19 protein-coding genes and 1 pseudogene are annotated in these 18,777 nt (G+C 45.9%); 15 read left to right on the top strand and 5 right to left on the bottom strand.

The genetic code is table 11. The annotated features are described in order from the left end of the window. Window positions 1-190 precede the first annotated feature (190 nt). The 3 genes from RRU94_RS12225 (at window position 191) to RRU94_RS12235 (ending at window position 4,595) form a co-directional block, all read left to right on the top strand. Window positions 191-2,020 carry an assimilatory sulfite reductase (NADPH) flavoprotein subunit gene (locus RRU94_RS12225; protein WP_315695938.1) on the top strand — a complete coding sequence of 610 codons (1,830 nt, stop codon included), beginning with the start codon at window positions 191-193 and terminating at the stop codon, window positions 2,018-2,020. 28 nt (window positions 2,021-2,048) lie between these two features. Next, window positions 2,049-3,785, top strand: coding sequence for an assimilatory sulfite reductase (NADPH) hemoprotein subunit (gene cysI, locus RRU94_RS12230; RefSeq protein ID WP_315694565.1), 1,737 nt, complete (start codon window positions 2,049-2,051; stop codon window positions 3,783-3,785). A 108-nt stretch (window positions 3,786-3,893) separates the two neighbouring features. Then, window positions 3,894-4,595, top strand: a complete 702-nt coding sequence (locus RRU94_RS12235) for a hypothetical protein (RefSeq protein WP_315694566.1) — start codon at window positions 3,894-3,896, stop codon at window positions 4,593-4,595. 82 nt (window positions 4,596-4,677) lie between these two features. Here RRU94_RS12235 and RRU94_RS12240 read toward each other — a convergent pair whose 3' ends face one another. Further along, window positions 4,678-4,869 (bottom strand): alpha/beta-type small acid-soluble spore protein, encoded by a 192-nt coding sequence (locus RRU94_RS12240; protein WP_242234101.1) that lies wholly within the window; start codon window positions 4,867-4,869, stop codon window positions 4,678-4,680. Between the two features lie 183 nt (window positions 4,870-5,052). Between RRU94_RS12240 and RRU94_RS12245 the strand changes: the two genes are divergently transcribed. Both RRU94_RS12245 and msrA read left to right on the top strand, forming a co-directional pair. After that, window positions 5,053-5,433 carry a hypothetical protein gene (locus RRU94_RS12245; protein ID WP_315694567.1) on the top strand — a complete coding sequence of 127 codons (381 nt, stop codon included), beginning with the start codon at window positions 5,053-5,055 and terminating at the stop codon, window positions 5,431-5,433. A gap of 64 nt (window positions 5,434-5,497) precedes the next feature. After that, entirely contained in the window at window positions 5,498-6,169 is a 672-nt protein-coding gene (gene msrA, locus RRU94_RS12250) for a peptide-methionine (S)-S-oxide reductase MsrA (protein WP_315694568.1), read from the top strand. A gap of 71 nt (window positions 6,170-6,240) precedes the next feature. Here msrA and RRU94_RS12255 read toward each other — a convergent pair whose 3' ends face one another. Next, entirely contained in the window at window positions 6,241-6,501 is a 261-nt protein-coding gene (locus RRU94_RS12255; protein WP_315694569.1) for an HPr family phosphocarrier protein, read from the bottom strand. Window positions 6,502-6,668: 167 nt separating this feature from the next. Here RRU94_RS12255 and RRU94_RS12260 point away from each other — a divergent pair, with 167 nt between their 5' ends. Both RRU94_RS12260 and RRU94_RS12265 read left to right on the top strand, forming a co-directional pair. Next, window positions 6,669-8,642 (top strand): alkaline phosphatase family protein, encoded by a 1,974-nt coding sequence (locus RRU94_RS12260; protein ID WP_315694570.1) that lies wholly within the window; start codon window positions 6,669-6,671, stop codon window positions 8,640-8,642. 129 nt (window positions 8,643-8,771) lie between these two features. Further along, on the top strand, window positions 8,772-10,076 hold the full coding sequence (locus RRU94_RS12265; RefSeq protein WP_315694572.1) for a globin-coupled sensor protein: 1,305 nt from the start codon (window positions 8,772-8,774) through the stop codon (window positions 10,074-10,076). Between the two features lie 30 nt (window positions 10,077-10,106). On the opposite strand, the gene RRU94_RS12270 is transcribed toward RRU94_RS12265, so the two are convergent. Further along, a complete protein-coding gene (locus RRU94_RS12270) occupies window positions 10,107-10,295 on the bottom strand; it encodes a hypothetical protein (protein ID WP_315694573.1) in 189 nt (62 codons plus the stop codon). Window positions 10,296-10,429: 134 nt separating this feature from the next. Here RRU94_RS12270 and RRU94_RS12275 point away from each other — a divergent pair, with 134 nt between their 5' ends. From RRU94_RS12275 to RRU94_RS12290, 4 genes and pseudogenes are all read left to right on the top strand, one after another. Then, window positions 10,430-11,059: a GNAT family N-acetyltransferase gene (locus tag RRU94_RS12275; RefSeq protein WP_315694575.1), complete on the top strand. Its 630-nt coding sequence runs from the start codon at window positions 10,430-10,432 to the stop codon at window positions 11,057-11,059. Between the two features lie 26 nt (window positions 11,060-11,085). Next, on the top strand, window positions 11,086-11,550 hold the full coding sequence (locus RRU94_RS12280) for a DinB family protein (RefSeq protein WP_315694577.1): 465 nt from the start codon (window positions 11,086-11,088) through the stop codon (window positions 11,548-11,550). 137 nt (window positions 11,551-11,687) lie between these two features. Then, window positions 11,688-12,233, top strand: a pseudogene (locus RRU94_RS12285) (GNAT family N-acetyltransferase). Continuing rightward, a complete protein-coding gene (locus RRU94_RS12290; protein WP_315694579.1) occupies window positions 12,217-13,044 on the top strand; it encodes a metallophosphoesterase in 828 nt (275 codons plus the stop codon). The pseudogene RRU94_RS12285 and the gene RRU94_RS12290 overlap by 17 nt, the downstream one beginning before the upstream one ends. 29 nt (window positions 13,045-13,073) lie before the next feature. Here RRU94_RS12290 and RRU94_RS12295 read toward each other — a convergent pair whose 3' ends face one another. After that, window positions 13,074-13,397 (bottom strand): iron-sulfur cluster biosynthesis family protein, encoded by a 324-nt coding sequence (locus tag RRU94_RS12295; protein WP_315694581.1) that lies wholly within the window; start codon window positions 13,395-13,397, stop codon window positions 13,074-13,076. Window positions 13,398-13,515: 118 nt separating this feature from the next. Between RRU94_RS12295 and RRU94_RS12300 the strand changes: the two genes are divergently transcribed. From RRU94_RS12300 to RRU94_RS12310, 3 genes are all read left to right on the top strand, one after another. After that, entirely contained in the window at window positions 13,516-14,379 is an 864-nt protein-coding gene (locus tag RRU94_RS12300; RefSeq protein ID WP_315694583.1) for an STAS domain-containing protein, read from the top strand. Between the two features lie 98 nt (window positions 14,380-14,477). Then, on the top strand, window positions 14,478-14,852 hold the full coding sequence (locus RRU94_RS12305; RefSeq protein WP_315694585.1) for a DUF4181 domain-containing protein: 375 nt from the start codon (window positions 14,478-14,480) through the stop codon (window positions 14,850-14,852). A 12-nt stretch (window positions 14,853-14,864) separates the two neighbouring features. Continuing rightward, entirely contained in the window at window positions 14,865-15,536 is a 672-nt protein-coding gene (locus RRU94_RS12310; protein WP_315694588.1) for a DUF2306 domain-containing protein, read from the top strand. Window positions 15,537-15,583: 47 nt separating this feature from the next. On the opposite strand, the gene RRU94_RS12315 is transcribed toward RRU94_RS12310, so the two are convergent. Continuing rightward, complete coding sequence (locus RRU94_RS12315) at window positions 15,584-15,754, bottom strand: hypothetical protein (protein ID WP_315694590.1); 171 nt, start codon at window positions 15,752-15,754, stop codon at window positions 15,584-15,586. Between the two features lie 405 nt (window positions 15,755-16,159). Between RRU94_RS12315 and RRU94_RS12320 the strand changes: the two genes are divergently transcribed. Then, entirely contained in the window at window positions 16,160-18,688 is a 2,529-nt protein-coding gene (locus RRU94_RS12320; protein ID WP_315694591.1) for a rhamnogalacturonan lyase, read from the top strand. Window positions 18,689-18,777 lie beyond the last annotated feature (89 nt).

Raw genomic sequence — 18,777 nt, forward strand, 5'->3', positions numbered from 1 at the left:
TCCTTAAAAGAAAGGTGCCGTTTTTTAATGAACAGAGACCTGAACTTTTCTTTTTTGGCAGTACTATAAGTAATCGCTAATGATTTGTATAATTAAAACCGACTTGACTTGTAGGAATAATACGACTACGATAAATGTATTATTATGGCGTTAAAAAGAATTTTCCTATAAATTTGTGAGGTGGATCGTGTTGCAACTTCAAGTAACGAACAGTCCGTTTAATGAGGAGCAGGCAGAGCTCCTGAATCGCCTTCTGCCAACACTTACAGAAGGGCAAAAGGTATGGCTGGGTGGATTTTTAGCCGCTTCTCCGTCTGGAGTTGTTTCAGCGGCACCTGCTCCAGCTGCGGCTGAAGCAGCAGTACCCGTTCAAGCGGCAGCTGCTCCAGCTGTGTCGAAAGATGTAACTATTTTATACGGTTCTCAAACGGGTAATGCACAGCGTTTAGCCCAAAAAGCCGGCCAAACGCTCGAATCAAACGGATTTAACGTCACGGTTTCGGCAATGAGTGACTTTAAGCCAAATAATCTGAAAAAAGTACAAAATTTGCTGATTGTAGCCAGCACACATGGAGAAGGCGATCCGCCGGATAATGCCATTACATTCCATGAATTTCTTCATGGCAAGCGTGCGCCAAAACTGGATGATCTTCAATTTTCTGTTCTGTCTCTTGGCGACAGCTCGTATGAATTTTTCTGCCAGACAGGAAAAGAGTTTGACCAGCGTTTAGAAGAGCTTGGCGGTAAGCGTATTGTACCGCGCGTTGATTGTGATCTTGACTTCGACGAGCCGGCAGCAGAGTGGATTGACAGTGTCGTAAAAAGCTTGTCCGAGGCATCGGCACCGGCAGCAGCACAAACAGCACCGGCAGCAGCAGGTGCACAAGTGACAGAATCTGAGTACTCAAGAACAAATCCATTTCGTGCGGAAATCCTTGAAAGCATTAATTTGAACGGACGCGGTTCAAACAAAGAAACACGTCACATTGAGCTTTCGCTTGAAGGATCAGGTCTTACGTACAAACCGGGTGATGCGCTTGGCGTTTATCCAGAAAACGATCCGAAGCTGGTTGATGAACTGATTGCGGCATTTGGCTGGAATCGGGATGAAACAGTGACGATTAATAAACAAGGCGATGTCCTTTCATTACGCAATGCGCTTTTAACATATTATGAAATAACAGTATTAACAAAACCATTGCTGGAAAAAATCGCTCAGTTAACGGGCGTAGATGAACTTCATGACTTAATCGGCGATAGCGAGAAAGTGAAAGCCTACATACACGGCCGCGACCTGCTTGATGTAGTACAGCAATTTGGACCATTTGGCGTTTCACCTCAGGATTTTGTGAATGTACTTCGGAAAATGCCGGCTCGTCTTTACTCGATCGCCAGCAGCTTAGAAGCGAATCCTGATGAAGTGCATTTGACAATTGGTGCGGTCCGCTATAATGCAAATGGCCGTGACCGAAGTGGTGTTTGCTCGATTCTTTGTGCCGAGCGTTTAGAGCCAGGCGATACATTACCGGTTTACATTCAGCATAACGACAACTTCAAGCTGCCGGAAAATCCGGAAACACCGGTTATTATGATCGGACCAGGAACAGGCGTAGCTCCATTCCGCGCGTTTATGCAGGAGCGCGAAGAGTCAGGTGCTGACGGAAAAGCATGGATGTTCTTTGGAGACCAGCATTTCGTAACCGACTTCCTGTACCAGACTGAATGGCAGAAGTGGCTGGCAGACGGCGTGCTGACAAAAATGGATGTGGCATTTTCACGCGATACAGCTGAAAAAGTATATGTACAGCACCGGATGCAGGAAAACAGCAAAGAATTGTTCGAATGGCTTCAACAAGGCGCTGCCGTTTACGTATGCGGCGACGAGAAAAATATGGCTCACGATGTACACCAGACATTGATTGATATTGTAGAAAAAGAAGGCAGCATGAGCCGCGAGCAGGCAGAGAAATATGTAGCCGATATGCAGCAGCAAAAACGCTACCAGCGCGACGTATATTAAGTTTTATGATCGAAAGGGGACAAGCACAATGAGCAAAACGGTAAATGACCTTCACCAGCTGCGCGCACCAGAAGGCCCGCCAAGTGATGTAGAAGGCATTAAAGAAAGAAGTAATTTATTGCGCGGCACACTTGCAGAAGTGATGCAGGACCGCATCTCAGCCGGTATTCCAGAAGATGACAACCGCTTGATGAAACACCACGGCAGCTACTTGCAGGATGACCGTGACCTGCGCACAGAACGCCAAAAACAAAAATTAGAGCCGGCATATCAATTCATGCTGCGCGTGCGCCTTCCGGGCGGTGTAGCAACATCAAGCCAGTGGCTGATGATGGATACTCTGGCGCATAAATACGGAAACGGCACCCTAAAACTAACAACACGTGAAACGTTCCAGATCCACGGGATTTTAAAATGGAACATGAAGCAGACGATTCAAGACATTCATTCAACGATGATGGATACAATTGCGGCATGCGGAGACGTAAACCGGAACGTTATGGCTACGTCGAATCCATACCAATCGGAAGTTCACACAGAAGTTCACGCACTGGCAAAACAGCTGAGTGATGACCTACTTCCAAAGTCACGTGCTTATCATGAAATTTGGCTCGGGGAAGAAAAAGTAGCCGGCACGCCGGAAACGGAAGAAGTAGAACCAATGTATGGTCCGCTTTACTTGCCGCGTAAGTTTAAAATCGGGATCGCGGTACCGCCTTCTAACGATATTGATGTGTTTTCACAGGATCTTGGCTTTATCGCCATCGTTGAAAACAACCAGCTGATTGGCTTTAATGTAACAATCGGCGGCGGTATGGGGATGAGCCATGGTGATACACAAACATATCCGCAGCTCGGAAAAGTAATTGGCTTTGTAACACCTGATAAAGTTGTTGATCTTGCGGAAAAAGTTATTACGATTCAGCGCGACTACGGAAACCGTTCTGTTCGTAAATATGCCCGTTTTAAATATACAGTTGACCGTCTTGGGCTCGAAAACGTAAAAGCAGAGCTTGAGCGCCGCCTGGGCTGGACGCTTGACGAAGCACGCGATTTCCATTTTGACCATAATGGTGACCGGTACGGCTGGCAAAAAGGCGTAAAAGGCAAATGGCATTTTACAATGTTTGTTGAAGGCGGCCGGATTGTGGATTACCCTGAATATCAATTGATGACGGGTATTCGGGAAATTGCAAAAGTACACAAAGGTGATTTCCGCCTCACATCCAATCAAAACTTGATCATTGGCAATGTGTCTGCCCAAAACAAGAAAAAAATTGAGGCGCTCATCGACCAATATGGATTAACAGAAGGACGCCACCATTCAGCGATCCGTCGCAGCGCACTTGCCTGCGTAGCCCTGCCGACATGCGGTCTTGCGATGGCAGAAGCTGAGCGCTACCTGCCGGGCTTAATGGATAAAATTGATGAAATCATCGATGAAAACGGCCTCCGCGACAAAGAAATTACGATTCGTATGACTGGATGCCCGAATGGCTGCGCCCGCCACGCGCTTGGCGAAATCGGCTTTATCGGAAAAGCGGTTGGCAAATACAACATGTACTTGGGCGCTGCGCATGACGGCAGCCGCTTAAGTAAAATGTACCGTGAAAACATTGGAGAAGAAGAAATCTTAAAAGAACTGCGCGTCGTTCTTTCCCGCTATGCAAATGAGCGCCAGGAAGGCGAGCACTTCGGTGACTTCGTCATTCGTGCTGGTATCGTTGAAGCAACGACGGACGGAACGAATTTCCATAATTTATAAAATAAAAAAGACAGGAACCCAGGTTCCTGTCTTTTTTGTGCTGTCTAAAAACTTCGCTGTATGCATACGAATGGTAAGAGGTTTCAAACAGCGGAGAGGAGTGCCCTAATGGACGAAAAACAAGTCATTCAAGTGCACCATGGAGATGTTACGGGAGACCGGGTGCCGGATATTGTGTACTTAACAGCCGTTCAAACGGCCGGCAGTTCGTTTTTGCAGCAGATTACACTTGTTGTTCAGGACAGGCGTACAGGCGGTTCATTCCGGCTTTTGCTGCCTGAAAACACGGGCTACAACCCAACGGTATTTCTTGGCGACTTTACCGGCAATGGAGTAAAAGACATTCTGGTGGTGACTGATACAGGCGGGAGCGGCGGTACTGTTTACGCTTATGTGTATTCCTATGCTGGCGGCCGTTTTTATTTGATTTTTGACACAGCTCTGTTTAACAAGCAAACACAATACAGTGTCCAGTACAAAAATGATTACAAAGCAGAAGTGACAAGCAGGCAGCCTGCTAAACGGTATATATTAGACCTGACCACAAAAGGGGCTGCTTACTTGAACGAAATCTATAACCCGGACGGCACATTAAAGCAGCCGGTTGAAGGATGGGTCTCACCGCTTTCAGGACTTTACCCGATTGACTTTGACCGTAACGGCGTGTATGAGTTAAATGCATGGCAGGGCATTGCCGGACGATATAACGCAGATCGCCTTGGCTATGTGCAAAACGTGTTAAAGTGGAACGAGCGTGCATTCCAAATAGAGGAGCAGTATGTATCAATTTGGGGAGAAGAGAAAGAATAAGTACGCATGCCCCTGAAAATAAAGCGTCAAAAACCAAACTGGTTTTCCGTTTCAATTTTGCAGGATGCATGCGTAAGAAAAATTAGCCTTGAAGTTCTTGCTGAGCAAGGCGGACTAGTCGTTTCGTGATTTCGCCGCCTGTTGAGCCGTTTGCCCGCGAAGTAGTATCTGCTCCAAGCGTGATACCAAATTCGCTGGCAATTTCGTATTTAAATTGTTCCAAAACTTGTTCTGCCCCAGGGACAAGAAGCTGCTGCCGGTTATTGTTTGCCATGTTTTTTCACCACCTCTTTTGTTTGCTTATACTATTTGTTTTGGAGGGGAGAAACATGCAGAAAAAGCGGTAGCAAATGATATCGCTTTTGGAAGGATTCCACTTAGGTGGCACAGGTGTTTTAGTGGATGAAGATAAGGGTAAAGCCAAAGAGCAGACCATCTAGTCAAAGGAGTGATTTACATGCATCATGGATATCCAAAAGTAGGAGACTCCCTCCAGGCATTTGTGAATGTATGCGGCCAGCCGTCGCGCGAATCAACCAATGAAATGATCTTATTTGAAGTTCCCGGCATCAATGCCAAATTAACGTGCTGGATCGACGAAGAAAAAAACGTACATAAGCTGTCAAGTTCGATACCGATGGGTACGCAGGCAGCGGTAGAGCTGGCGAAGCGGTTTCTGCCAATGGATGCAAAGCCTGCCGACACAAGCCTTGATACCGATTCAGCCAAGCTGAACGCGTTAATTCAAACGTATACCGTAGATTATAAGGGAAAACAAAAACAAGCGGTCATTACTGCTGAAGAAACAGGTGCTTTTACAGTTGCCATTGAAGACTAACGGCTCCGGGCCTCAGCTGCCCGGAGTTTATTTCGTTTTGATTCATATGTATAGGAGGGAAATCATGCATACCATTGCAGAAATTGAAGCAAACTGGCAGGCGCACATGTCAAACCGTCAAACCGCTACATTTGGCATGGGCTGTTTTTGGAGCCCGGACGCTCGTTTTGGTGCCCTGCCCGGTGTGATTCGCACAAAAACCGGCTTTGCAGGTGGCACAACAAGTGATCCGGTCTACCGGCAAATGGGAGACCACACGGAGACGGTACAGATTGAATTTGATCCGGATATCCTTTCTTTTGAAGAAATTCTTCATATCTTTTGGGCGAATCATACGTCAACAAACCGGACAGAATACAAAGACCGCCAGTACATGTCGCTTCTTTTTTATCACAATGATGAACAGAGGCAGGCCATTGAACAGGTCAAGCGTGAGCTTGAAACGAAAAGAAATGAGCAGATTGAAACAGAGATTCAGCCGTTTTCCGTCTTTACCCTTGCAGAAGAACGGCATCAAAAGTATCATTTAAAACGGTTTAAGCGGGCAGCGGAAAAACTCGCCTCTGTATTTACGACACCCGCTTCTTTTACCGATTCAACTTTGACCGCCCGCCTTAATGGATTTGTAAGAGAATATACTACTTTGCCCCGGATTGAAGAAGAAATCCATTCATGGGCCATTTCTGATTCAGCCAAGGAGGAGCTCTCTGCTTTTATCCGCGGGCTCCGCTGGTAAACAGAAAAATGAGTCAGGGTGTCAGGGCAAATTGATACAATTCCCCATTTTCACATAAAAAACACGTCCCGCTATGAAACGGGGCGTATTTCTGTTTGTTCAAGTGCAGCTCCGATGGCTTTAATGGCCTCGTATTCATCGATTCCTTTAGCTGTAAGTGTCATTTCCCCATTGGGTGAACCAAGTGCCAGCACCCCCATAATCGATTTCACATTAACGTGCCGGTTTTGATACTGAAGATAAATATCGGATACGAACTGGCTGGCTAAATGAACAAGCGGAACAGCGGTTTTCGGGGTAAAGCTTCTTATGTAAACAGTTTTGACAAACATGCGTATCAGACCTTTCTTCGAAGAATAAAAGTATTTTCAGTATACCCACTCCAATAAAAAATAGAACCTCTTTCGGAAAGATGAAGCTGCCAAAAAGAAACAGGCCTATTTCGCCTCTCCTTCGGGTAAAGAACACCGTACTTTTACAGAGAAAAGAGGCTGGAAAAATGAAGAAGTTGTTGCTGTTAGCGGCCGGGCTGTCGATTTGCCTGAATCCTTTTGCGGCTCAGGCAAAAACAGGGACCCAATCAAAAGACCAGGATGTCATCGTGATCTCCTTTGATGGCATGCGTCAGGATTTAACGGAAAAATACATAAAAGAAGGCGACCTGCCAAATATGGAGACGCTGATTGAAAAAGGAGTGTGGGCAAAGAAGCCGGAAACGATTGTGCCGTCCTTAACAGCCCCATCTCATGCCGCTCTCTCAACAGGTGCTACTCCGGATAAAACAGGCATTGTCAGCAATCAGTTCCACGATCCGGAAAAAAAGTTCAATAATAAAGACGATGCTTTTCATACAACCATTCGTGTATCCCCGATCTGGAGCGAAGCAAGCCGGCAGGGAAAAACAACCGCGACCGTCGCATTTCCAGGAGCCAATCCAGAAACGAAAAACCAGACGGCGGATTACTCTGTTTTCTATGGGGACACATGGGCAAAAGCCAGCTTAAACGAGCTTTCGTTCAAGGAGGCACTGGGCTGGAAAGGGGCACCAAAAAGTTTTAGTCCGCCGCAGGAAGCTGCCCTGCCGCTGAAGCTAAAAAGGGCTAAAAACCGAACATTGTTTGTTCTCGCAGTCGATACAACGGATGACAGGCGTGTAAACTACGATCAGTTTACCGTTTCTGAGGACAAGCAGATAAACGCAGAAGACGGACGTGCAAAGCGCGATGAATGGGGCACAGTCCCACTGACAATGGACAAAGGGGAGCATGCCGGCTTTACCTTCAAGGTAAAAGGAGAAACAACGGATTTAACGGAGCCGGTACCGTTTTTTAAAACAGCCGTTACATCCGGCTTGTTCAGCGGACCGGCCGGATTTGAAGCCGGCATTACAGAGCAATTTGGCTTTTTTCCCGTTGAGTCTGAGGATGATGCGTTGAAGAAAAAATGGATTACCCGCGAAGAATATGAGCAAATCAGTGCCCGGTTCGATACATGGATCACAGATGTGTCTCTTTATATAAAGAACACGTATAAGCCTGATGCACTGTTTTTTTATGGTCCCCAGATTGATCATGAGGAGCATAAATATACGCTGACGGATCCGCGCCAGCCGGGCTATACGAAGAAAAAAGCAGACCGTTATGAAGCGTATATCAAATGGGCATATCAGCTGGCAGATGATACAGTCGGCAAAACAGTGGAAGCCATGGATGACAATGACCATTTATTTGTCGTATCAGATCATGGAATGGAAGCGGCACACACGATGCTTGAGCCGAATGCCGTACTGAAGAAAGCGGGCCTTCTTAGGACAAACGAAGACGGTACGATTGATTACTCCAAAACGAAAGCATATGCCGTACCGAGCGGCTCAGCCGCCCATGTATATATTAATGCCAAAGCAACCGAGAAAAAAGGCATTGTAGAAAAACATGAGTTTGACGATGTGAAGCGCCAGGCCATCGACGCATTCAAGACAGCAGAAATAAAGCAGAAAAACCGAAATAATATGCTAGAGCTCGGCTTTGAAGCTGTTCTTTCCGGCAAAGAAAAAGAAGAGCTGTCAAAGCTGCCGGAAGCAAGTATGAAAGGAATATGGGAAGCGGGCTTAAAAGAAACGATTCATCCATATGAAACGGTTCTGTCGTCTAAGGATACGGAGAAAAAGCCGCTTGGCCATGCTCATGCTGGAGATATTTTGTTGATTGGTGCACCGGGATACATGATGGCAAACGGTACGAGCCGTTTCAGCAAGCCATCAGTTGAATTAGGCACCCACGGTGGAAACTCGACCAAACAGGATTTGCGCCCCGTCTTTATGGCAACAGGGCCTTCATTTAAAGAAGGAGGCACGATTGGGAAAGTATCCACGCTCGATCTGGCTCCGAATGTGTATAACCTGCTTGGCATTAAAGCTCCTTCTTTTGTTGAAGGAGAAGTGAAATCTGCTCTATGGAAGAAAAAAGAGGAATAAATTCCTGAATGAATATACAGGATAACGGATGTCAAAAGACTTATGAGGAGCACACTTATAGTTGCAAAGACCTATCATGATCCTCCATAATAAAAAGAAAATGCACCTTATAGAATATGGAGGATCACGATGTTTCCTTTCCTTAAAGATAAACAAGTAAAAGAGTTTAAAGCGCCTGTACAATTTCCCGACAAGTCAAGGATAGCCGCTTCGCCCGATGACCGTTTAGCTCCTCGCCTTTACTACATGGGCTATACGCAGGAGCAGGTGGACACGCTTAGACAAATGGCTCCGGTTATGAACGCTATTTTGGATGAAGTGCTGGAAAATGTGCTTGATCATTTAGTGAAAAGCCCGGAGATGGCCAAAATTGCACAGGATCATTCAAGCCGGGAACGGTTAAAACGAGTATTTGGCGATTATTTTGGCAGCCTGCTGACTGGAAAAATCGATGAGTCATTTTTAAATATGCGCAAGCAGATGGGGCAGACACACAGCCGGTTTTCAGTCCCGGTTACATGGTTTATTGCTTCTTACTCCGCGTTCAGCACATTAATCATTCCGAAAATCGTTGAGCATTATCAGCACGAGCCGGAACGGTTATCTCAAGCGATTCAAGCGATTACAAACGCTATGAACCTGGATGCCCAAATGGTTATTGATCACTACATGAATGTGCGGATGGATGAAGTACACCGGGCAAACGAAGCGAAATATACACTGCAGCAGGAGATTGTTTCAGTCAGCCAGGAAGTAGCGGCATCCGTTGAACAAACAGAAGCAGCGATTTTAGATACAAGCTCCCGGGCTGAACAGGTGTTAAAGGAAACAGATCAAACGGAAAAAAGCAGTAAAAACTTGGTTGGTTTAACACTTCAGAACGAAAAGCAGATGGAAGAGATGGAAGGGCAATTTAAGCAGTCAACAGAGAAAGTAAGTGCTTCCCTGACGGGGATTAGTGAATTAAAACAAGCTTCAGAAGAAATCATTGGCATTACAAAAGGGATCGAGGACATTGCCGATCAAACCAATTTGCTTGCGCTGAATGCATCCATTGAAGCTGCGCGTGCAGGAGAGCATGGCAAAGGCTTCTCCGTTGTTGCCAGTGAGGTGCGTAAGCTTGCCGAACATTCAAAAGTAATGAGCAGCAGCATTAACGAATTAATCGTTCAAAACAATATGAATATTACCCGGCTTGTCAGTGAGATGGAAGACGTGAATCAATCAAACGAACAGTCGCAGTTGAAGCTGCAGCAAGTAAAGGGCGGCCTGGCAACAGTCAAAATGGAAATGGAAAACTACTTAACGATGTTTGGCCGCAACAAAGAAGACCTGGATCAAATTGTTCTTTCCATACAGGAAATCAGCCAGACAACCGAGGGCTTGTCAAAGCTGACTACTAATCTTTTAGAAAAAGCAGAGCAGACGATGTAAGAAAAAAAGCTGTCTTTATACGAGACAGCTTCAGACTGTAGACAAATCATATTGATAACCATGCACATGAATGGGATGGATCGGCGGCGTCCAGGCAGCTCCGCTTTCCAGGGGGCAGGCGCTGAGCCCGACTTCGCCTGGCGGCTTCACCGGTCTCAGCTGCCCGCTCGTCCCATAGGAGTCTGCGCCGCCCTCCCGCCGCCAAGTGGCTTTCGACAAGATTGCATAGAGCTAATAAGATAAGGTCGTATCTTTCTGTTTAAGAAAGAGAAAAAGTCTATTCAATCCTTGTTTATGGATCTTCAACACCACTTAGTGAAGCCTGCCGGACGAAGACTCCTGTGGGAAGTAAAGTGAGTCGGGAGACCCCGCAGGCGCAGCCGAGGAGGCTCCCGCACTGCCCTAAGGGGCGCGAAGTCCGGCCGGCTTCACTTATCGGCTCTTTTTTAAAAGCGAAAGACTTTGTCTACACACTGAAGCTGTCTTTATTGCGAGACAGCTTTTTTCTTTTAATTGGAAAAACGTGTATAAAAGATTATAATGTAGAACAAGAAAAGATGACGAAGGCGGAAAGGAAGGCTTTTAACATGGTTACATATCGACTGAATACGGGCATTACGGCTGCTCAGCTGGCGGAGGTTTTTCAGTCCTCTGATATTCGCCGCCCGGCAGACGATCTGCCTCGTCTGCAGAAAATGATTGACCATGCGGATATGATAGCCGAAGCATGGCAGGAGCAGGAACTGGTTGGAATCGCGCGCGTACTCACGGACTTTTCATACTGTGCTTATATTTCCGATTTGGCTGTTAAAAAAGAGCATCAAGGACAGGGAATCGGTGCGGCGCTTTTAAAACAAGTAAAAGCGGAGCTGAGCGATGAAGTGGCGCTTGTGCTTCTATCCGCACCGGAAGCGATCGGTTTTTATCCAAAACAGGGCTATGAACGGATGGATAAAGCTTTCCTCATTCCGCGTAAGAAATAAAATAGCAGCAAAAAGGAGAAATGGGCATGGGGCATTTTTTATTTAACCAGTTAGCATTTGTTCGCAAGCTGACACTCAAAGAAGTAGAAGGAATTGATGAAGAAACCTCGCATCTCGTGCCAGCTGGATTCAATAACAATATTAAGTGGAATCTCGGACATATTTATTTGGTACAAGAGCGGTTCGGCTCCCATTTTACCGGTGATAAAATGGTGATGCCGGACGAGTTTAACAGCTGGTTTGGACGCGGTACAAAGCCAGCTGACTGGCAGGACGGGGTGCCGGAAATGGATGAACTGCGTGCGCTTTTAAAAGATCAGACAGAACGCATCAAGCGGCAGACAGCACACCGCCTGCCGCACCCGCTTGCTGAGCCATTTACCACATCAGCCGGCTTAACACTTTTGTCTGTTGAAGAAATGCTGACATACAGTCTTTACCATGAGGGGCTTCACTCTGAAACGATTAAGTCAATTAAGCGTGTATTGTAGGTGAAAGAGCGGGCTTTGCGGGGAAGCCCGCTTTTTTCATTCTCTGCATTTTGCGGAGCATTCGGGTTTAAACGTCCATTCTATGATTGGGTTACGATCATGGCAAATTGGAGTATGTGGCGGACAGGGGGCATTAAATGATTGAACTTGTGGATTTTACACGGGAAGATTTCGGAACACTGATGCAATGGATTCCAAGTGAGGCTTTTATGATTCAGTGGGCGGGTTCTTCTTTTGAGTTTCCGCTTCATGTTTATCAGCTTGAACAATACATAAAAGAAGCCAATCAGCCAACCTGAGATACCTTTGTTTTCAAAGCCATTGAGCAGGAAACGGGGAAAGTGGTTGGACATCTTTCATTAAAACTCGACCGGCGCAATGACTCTGCACGAATTGGAAAAGTTCTGATCGGTGACGAATCTATACGCGGCCGTGGTCTCGGTGCCTGCTTGATTGAAGCAGCAGTCGAGCTTGCTTTTTGTACCTTTAAAATGCATCGTGTCAGTCTTGGGGTCTTTGATTTTAATCATGCAGCGATTGCCTGCTATGAAAAAGTGGGCTTTCAAAAAGAAGGGCTGCTTCGTGACGTACGCAAGTGCGGGCAGGAGTATTGGAACCTTTGGGAAATGAGCCTGCTGGAGGAAGAGTGGAAGGGGAGAGACGAACGTGAAGCGGCGAAATAGCAAGCGTCTTATTCTTTTGTTTCTTTTTCTCGTCCTCCTGGGGCTGTTTTTCTACATACAAAATAATGTCTTAACTGTTACAGCACTACAAGTACAGTCGGAAAAAATTCCAGCTTCCTTTAGTGGATACCGGATTGTACAGTTGTCAGACCTGCACAGCAAATCATTTGGGGAACATCAGCAAGTGCTTGCCGAAAAGGTGAAACGGGAAAAACCGGATATCATTGTATATACAGGCGACTTAATTGATCTCAGGCGGGGCGGCGAAGCAGCGGGCTATGATTTGATGAAGAAAATGGTCAACATTGCACCCGTTTATTTTGTTACCGGTAATCACGAGGAAGGGGACTTTGCAGCAAAAAAAGATCGGCTGCAAAAAATGGGGGTTCACGTACTCCGAAATGAAAGCACGGTTATCCAGCGGGGCGGAGAAGCGATCAATCTTGTGGGGATTGATGATCCGACCAGGATGGAAACGGGTGAAGCCATCCAGCAAGCACAACAGAGCATTAAACAGCGGGATCAGTATACCGTTTTGCTTTCCCATCGTCCTGAGCTTTTTTCTTTTTATGCTGGGACTCAAATGGACTTAATTTTTACAGGGCATGCGCACGGCGGCCAGGTGCGGCTGCCTTTTGTAGGCGGCTTATTTGCCCCGGGGCAGGGTTTTTTTCCTTCTTATACGGCCGGCGCCCATATGCTTGGCTCTTCTACAATGGTGGTCAATCGCGGGCTGGGCAACAGCCTGGCTCCACAGCGTATCTTTAACCGTCCGGAAATCGTCGTTGTCACCCTTAAACAAGCAAAATAAAAAGCGGCCTGCCGAAGCAGCCGCTCTTTTTATTTATTGCGAAAAGCCATTCTGCCATTCAGCATTTGATTTGCGCTTTTCAGCTGAAATGTGTTGGCTTCCTGAGAAAAATCAATTTTAACAGCTTCGTCGTAAAAAACCATCTTCGGCTTTTCCACTAAAATCGGCATCGCATTTGTTTGAAGCAGCACATCGTGATCTGCATCAGCTTCATCCACATACCAGAGCGTTGGAATGCCGTTTAGCACACATCCGTTTCCTTCTGTATCCCATTTTAGCTTTAATATACCGTTCTCCCGGTTTTTTAGTGCATGTATTTTTTCGACCGCAGCCGGTGTAATTGTGATTTCCATGTTCATCCGCCCCTCTTGTTTCAGTATAGCATATGAGCATCCGCCCCCGTCTTTTTTTGACTTGGTTTTATCGTTTCTTTGAGTGGGGAAAGCGGTATAATAAATAAGAAGAAAGAACATGGCGATGGAGGAAAAAGAATTGGAGAAAAAAGACCAGGCTCTTTATGAAGCAATCCGTTTGAATGCGGCTGATATAAGCAAAAAATGGTTTGAAGCCAGACAAAAAACAGATAGGTCTGTTTACGCAAAAAATGCCGGCTCTGTGATTCAAAAAGAATTAAAAGAACAGCATCTTTTTACCATTTATACGATCGCAAGCGGTTTTTTGCCGGATCAAACATTGTTTGAACAAAACTTGAAGGAATGGACCGAGATTGTGGTGAACACTCGCCTTGAGTGGGATACACCCATTTATGAAGTTATTGAGGCGCTTAACAAAACAAGAAACCTGATCTGGGACTTTATCACAGAATACAGTTTAGAAAAAGAAGACATTGATAAAAAAGATATTTTAAACTGGAGTGCCGTGTATCATTCCATTTTAGATACGTTGATCATTGAGTTTTCTACCCGTTACTATTATTTAACCCGCAGCCGTCTGCAGGGCCAGGAGCAGCTGATTGAAGAGATAGATGCGCCGGTGATCCCGGTTTCCAAAAGAATTGCTATTTTGCCTTTGATCGGTGCGATGGATGAAAAAAGAGCGAAGTCTTTGCTTGAATCCATCCCAGTCAAATGTGCCAAACAGCAAGTAGGGCATTTGGTGATAGACTTTTCCGGCATGAAAGTGATTGACACCTTTGTGGCCAATCAATTGTTTGGCTTAACCCAGTCGCTGCAGCTCCTTGGTATTCAAACGGTTGTATCCGGCATGCGGCCGGAAACAGCACAGACAGCAATTCAGTTAGGTTTGGATTTCAGCCGGCTTGAAACATTTCACGGCCTTCCGCAGGCACTTACGTATCTTGGAGTCGGAAAATAAGCAAAACGGGCAGCCGTAATGGCTGCCCGTTTTTTACGTTGAAATGAAACCATTTAAAATAACATACGTATAGCAAAGGGAAAAGAAAAGGAGAAAAAATGAATTTTTTGATATTTGCGGCTGCGGTGTTTGTGGCTGCCTTTGTATTGGAAAAAGCAGTTCGCAAAGTATTCCGAGTGCCGAAAAGAGAAGGCAGGCTGTATCGATATGTGAATGAAACACACCGCTGGACGGAATGGAGCATTGCAGGAGCTGTATTTACCGGCGGAATTGCTGTGGCTTTTTGGAATCCTGGGGTTGAGCTGTTTTATCTGCTGATTGCTTTTTACCTTCTTTTATATAGTGCACGTGCTTTTTTTGAGTGGAAATTTGAACGGAAAAGCCGCCAGTATATTCTATCTCTGTTTACTATGATTTTGCTAGTAGGCTTGCTTTGGATTATAAACGGGCCCCTGGCATTTATATTAAAGTAGGAGGGACGGTAAATGAGTTTTTTTGACCTCATTCTCATGCTGCATATTTTCGGCGGTTTTGCAGCGCTTTTTACATTTTGGATTCCGCTCGTAACGAAAAAAGGCGGCAAAGCTCATCGGCGGTCCGGCTGGCTGTATACGAGCGGCATGATTGCAGTTGCGGTTTCTGCTGTGTATTTGTCCACAGTAAGGCTGATAGATCCAGCAAGCTCCCAGGAGACGGTATCTTTTTCTCTGTTTCTGCTGTTTATTGCTGTGCTTAGTTCCTCAACGGCTTACTATGGCATAAGGGTACTTCGGTTCAAAGATCGTAAAGGCATACACAAACAAGCCGTTGATCTAGGATTTCCTGTTTTGCTTCTGTTTTCATCCATCGGGATGAGCATCTACGGTTTTTCACAGCATGTGCCGCTTCTGTCCTGGTTTCCCGTGCTCGGTTTGTTTCTAAGCGCCACGCAGCTTGGGTACTGGCTCCGTCCACCTTCACAAAAAAAGCATTGGTGGTTCGAGCATTTTGGCGGCATGCTCAGCTGTTCCATTGCTACCATTACCGCTTTTACTGTGTTTGGTGCACCGAGGCTGCTAGATATTGAAAAGGTGAGTATGCTGCTTTGGTTTATACCGACCCTTTTACTGACACCCGTTATAATTGGGCTATCCATTTATTATCGAAAAAAGTTTTAAAAGCGCAGTAAAGCCCGGACTATAAAAAGTCCGGGCTTTTATTTACGTTAATTGCTTTCTTCTTCATCTTCCATTTCGGCTTCTTCTGTTTCCATTTCCTCGGTGTCTGTATCAGTATCCGTTTCTTCTTCAGAACCGCCGCAGCCTGCTAAAGCGCCAATCGTTAAAAACATAGTTATTCCGCCGGCCGCAACCTTCTTTTTCAGCATAGAATCCATACCGAACTCCTCCTTGAAAAAAAGATAGAATGAAAAACAGTCATCTACTTCCCAGATGGAAGAAGGAATAAACAGAGTGGGAAGAACTTTACAAAGTTTTTACATTTTATTAAAAAAGAACAAAAAAGGGGGCGGTCCGGATGGGCATTCGGACCGCCAAACAATGCACAATGAATCGGTGGGGTAAAGCTAAAGTGATAATGATTATCATTACCGGTTACAAGTATTATCTTACCCGGTGTTTCCAAATCTGTCAACTCATAATTGAAAATGATTTTCATGTGAAAAGTCTCCCGGTTTTTTAAACAATTTCATCTGCTTTTTGCCTGTTAAGGCTTAAATAAACAAATTATACTGAGGGAGGATTTTGAAAACGCTTGCAAAAAGAGGGTGGTGGAAAAGTTCATGTATATTAAATCGAAAATGATCGCCCCTATTGCAGCGCTGCCGCTGCTTTTATCTTCATGGACAGGGGCGGCTTATGCAGCAAACGAAGAAACAATACAGCCTTCCGCAGCCGTACAGCTCGAAGCACTGGATAGAGGGCTGCAGGCTGTTCCAACATCAAGCGGTGTCTTTCTCAGCTGGCGGCTCCTCGGAAACGAAGTGGATGGGTACGCCGAAACAGGCATGACAGGTGTGGACTTCCACGTCTATAAGAACGGACAAAAAATCGCAGCTGTTCAAGACAGTACCAATTTTGTGGATCCAGCTGGTACAGCGAATGCTTCCTATTTTGTCCGCGCAGTTAAAAACGGCAAAGAATTAAATCAAAGTGATGCAGTACAGCCATGGAAGCAGCAATACCATGATTTAAAACTGCAAAAGCCTGCAGACGGTGTTACACCGACCGGAGAACGGTATACGTATTCAGCGAACGACATGAGTGTCGGTGATGTAGATGGAGACGGCCGCTATGAATTTTTCGTCAAATGGGATCCCTCTAATTCAAAAGATGTGTCGCAGATTGGCTACACAGGCAATACCTACATTGACTGTTATACGTTTGAAGGCAAGCTTTTATACCGGATTGACCTCGGCGTCAATATTCGCTCGGGTGCACACTATACTCAATTTCTTGTGTACGACTTTGACGGGGACGGCAAAGCGGAATCAATGTTCAAAACGGCGCCAGGCACCAAAATTATTCGTTATAACGACAAAGGCGATGTGATATCGCAAAAATATATTACGATGCCAAAGGAAGATATAGAAGCAGGTTATGTCCATACGGATGACTATCGAATGAGCAAAAAAGATTACTACAATCACGTTGTCGAGATGTTTATGAATTGGCATAAGCATGAAGAAGTTGTAAATGGCAGCTGGCCGAAAACACTGGAAGAAAGCTTTGGCATTAAGCCGCAATATACGTATCCTTTGTCTCGAGAAGACGCTCAAAAATTAGCTGATTACTTTATGGATGTGTATGCTCCGGCAAGAAGTACACGTAATAATTTACGGAATTTCGAAGGGTTTATTGTAAGCGGTCCTGAGTATATGACGGTATTTAACGGAGAGACCGGTGCCGAGATGGAAACCATCCCGTATGGAGTCAGCCGTCATGATGATGGACTGATGTGGGGAGATTATGCGATGAGCCGGATTGAGCCAGGCAACCGGGTCGACCGGTTTCTTGCAGGAGTCGCATACTTAAACGGCAAAACACCATCTGCCGTTTTTGCACGCGGCTACTATACACGTGCGGCACTTGTTTCCTATGATTGGGACGGCGAAAAGCTGCGCGAAGTATGGACAGCAGACAGCGGCTGGACACCGATGGAAAATCCTTTTAACGACAGTCCGCATGGAATAAGCGGTGAAGATCCGGCCCTCGGGGCACTTGCCAACCAGGGTGCTCATTTCTTAAGTACAGCAGATGTAGACGGAGATGGGAAGCAGGAAATCGTGTACGGATCGGCAACGGTTGATCATGACGGCAGTTTGCTTTACAGCTCGACAGATACAATGCCGGCACAAAGCGCTGTGCCGGGAACTACCGCGAAGCTTGGCCATGGTGATGCCATTCATGTAACGGATATAGATCCGGACCGTGAAGGACTGGAAATCTTCATGGTACATGAAGGCGCCGCTTATGCTCCGTACGGTTATGCGATGCGGGATGCGAAAACCGGCCGGGTCATTTACGGTGCTTATACCGGCAAAGACACGGGACGAGGCATGGTGGGAGACATTGATCCATCCAAAAGAGGGCTGGAAACATGGGCAGTAGACCTGCGGACTGCCCAGGGAGAGCAAATCGGCACGAAAATTTCCGGCACTAACATGAACATTAAATGGGCGCCCGATATGACGACGCAAATTATAAATGGATCAGGGGAAGGTACGCCAAGTATCGATGACTGGCTGGAAGGAAGAAAGCTGCTGGCGGAAAATACGCGTACAAATAACGGTACAAAAGGAAATCCGTCTCTTGTAGCGGATGTATTTGGCGATTGGCGTGAGGAACTGATGCTGCGGACCGCGGACAGCAGTGCAATTCGCATATTCACAAGCACCGAGCAAACAGACCGGAAAATGTATACGCTGATGCACGATACGCAATACAGAACGGGTATTGCCGGACAAAACATCGTCTATAATCAGCCGGCGTACACAAGCTTTTACTTTGCATCGGATACGGATTGGTCTTCTGTACCGAAGCCGGAATACCATACACCGGGGACAGCCGAGACCCTTCAAAACTTACTTAATGATTATATTGAAGCGGAAGAGCTTTCCCATCCAGCCGGGCGGAAGCTGGACAATGCCCTCAAGCAAGCTTTGCATCAAGCAGAAAAAGGGAACAGTAAACAGGCTATAGCATTCTTGGACAAGTTCAAGTCTATTCTTGAACAAGAAGGAACGGAGAGAGCAAAGCTGAATTTATCACACCAGGCAGAACAGCTGAAAGAAGAATGGCTGAACAAATAATAATATGAAGAAAAGGATGTCTTAGAGAAAAGGCCACTCTATTCATGTAAAAGGCACCGAATAGAGTGGCTTAGATCATAATGAATGAA

This window comes from Domibacillus sp. DTU_2020_1001157_1_SI_ALB_TIR_016, from assembly GCF_032341995.1.
Lineage (GTDB): Bacteria > Bacillota > Bacilli > Bacillales > Domibacillaceae > Domibacillus > Domibacillus indicus_A.

Bases quoted from the DNA above. Each gene is read 5' to 3' on its own strand.
- RRU94_RS12280 (WP_315694577.1), top strand. From the start codon at position 11,086: ATGGGGCATTTTTTATTTAACCAGTTAGCATTTGTTCGCAAGCTGACA.
- RRU94_RS12315 (WP_315694590.1), bottom strand. From the start codon at position 15,754: ATGGATTCTATGCTGAAAAAGAAGGTTGCGGCCGGCGGAATAACTATG.
- cysI (WP_315694565.1), top strand. From the start codon at position 2,049: ATGAGCAAAACGGTAAATGACCTTCACCAGCTGCGCGCACCAGAAGGC.
- RRU94_RS12255 (WP_315694569.1), bottom strand. From the start codon at position 6,501: ATGTTTGTCAAAACTGTTTACATAAGAAGCTTTACCCCGAAAACCGCT.
- RRU94_RS12295 (WP_315694581.1), bottom strand. From the start codon at position 13,397: ATGGAAATCACAATTACACCGGCTGCGGTCGAAAAAATACATGCACTA.
- RRU94_RS12240 (WP_242234101.1), bottom strand. From the start codon at position 4,869: ATGGCAAACAATAACCGGCAGCAGCTTCTTGTCCCTGGGGCAGAACAA.
- RRU94_RS12300 (WP_315694583.1), top strand. From the start codon at position 13,516: ATGGCGATGGAGGAAAAAGAATTGGAGAAAAAAGACCAGGCTCTTTAT.
- RRU94_RS12310 (WP_315694588.1), top strand. From the start codon at position 14,865: ATGAGTTTTTTTGACCTCATTCTCATGCTGCATATTTTCGGCGGTTTT.
- RRU94_RS12305 (WP_315694585.1), top strand. From the start codon at position 14,478: ATGAATTTTTTGATATTTGCGGCTGCGGTGTTTGTGGCTGCCTTTGTA.
- RRU94_RS12245 (WP_315694567.1), top strand. From the start codon at position 5,053: ATGCATCATGGATATCCAAAAGTAGGAGACTCCCTCCAGGCATTTGTG.
- msrA (WP_315694568.1), top strand. From the start codon at position 5,498: ATGCATACCATTGCAGAAATTGAAGCAAACTGGCAGGCGCACATGTCA.
- RRU94_RS12265 (WP_315694572.1), top strand. From the start codon at position 8,772: ATGTTTCCTTTCCTTAAAGATAAACAAGTAAAAGAGTTTAAAGCGCCT.
- RRU94_RS12235 (WP_315694566.1), top strand. From the start codon at position 3,894: ATGGACGAAAAACAAGTCATTCAAGTGCACCATGGAGATGTTACGGGA.
- RRU94_RS12260 (WP_315694570.1), top strand. From the start codon at position 6,669: ATGAAGAAGTTGTTGCTGTTAGCGGCCGGGCTGTCGATTTGCCTGAAT.
- RRU94_RS12320 (WP_315694591.1), top strand. From the start codon at position 16,160: ATGTATATTAAATCGAAAATGATCGCCCCTATTGCAGCGCTGCCGCTG.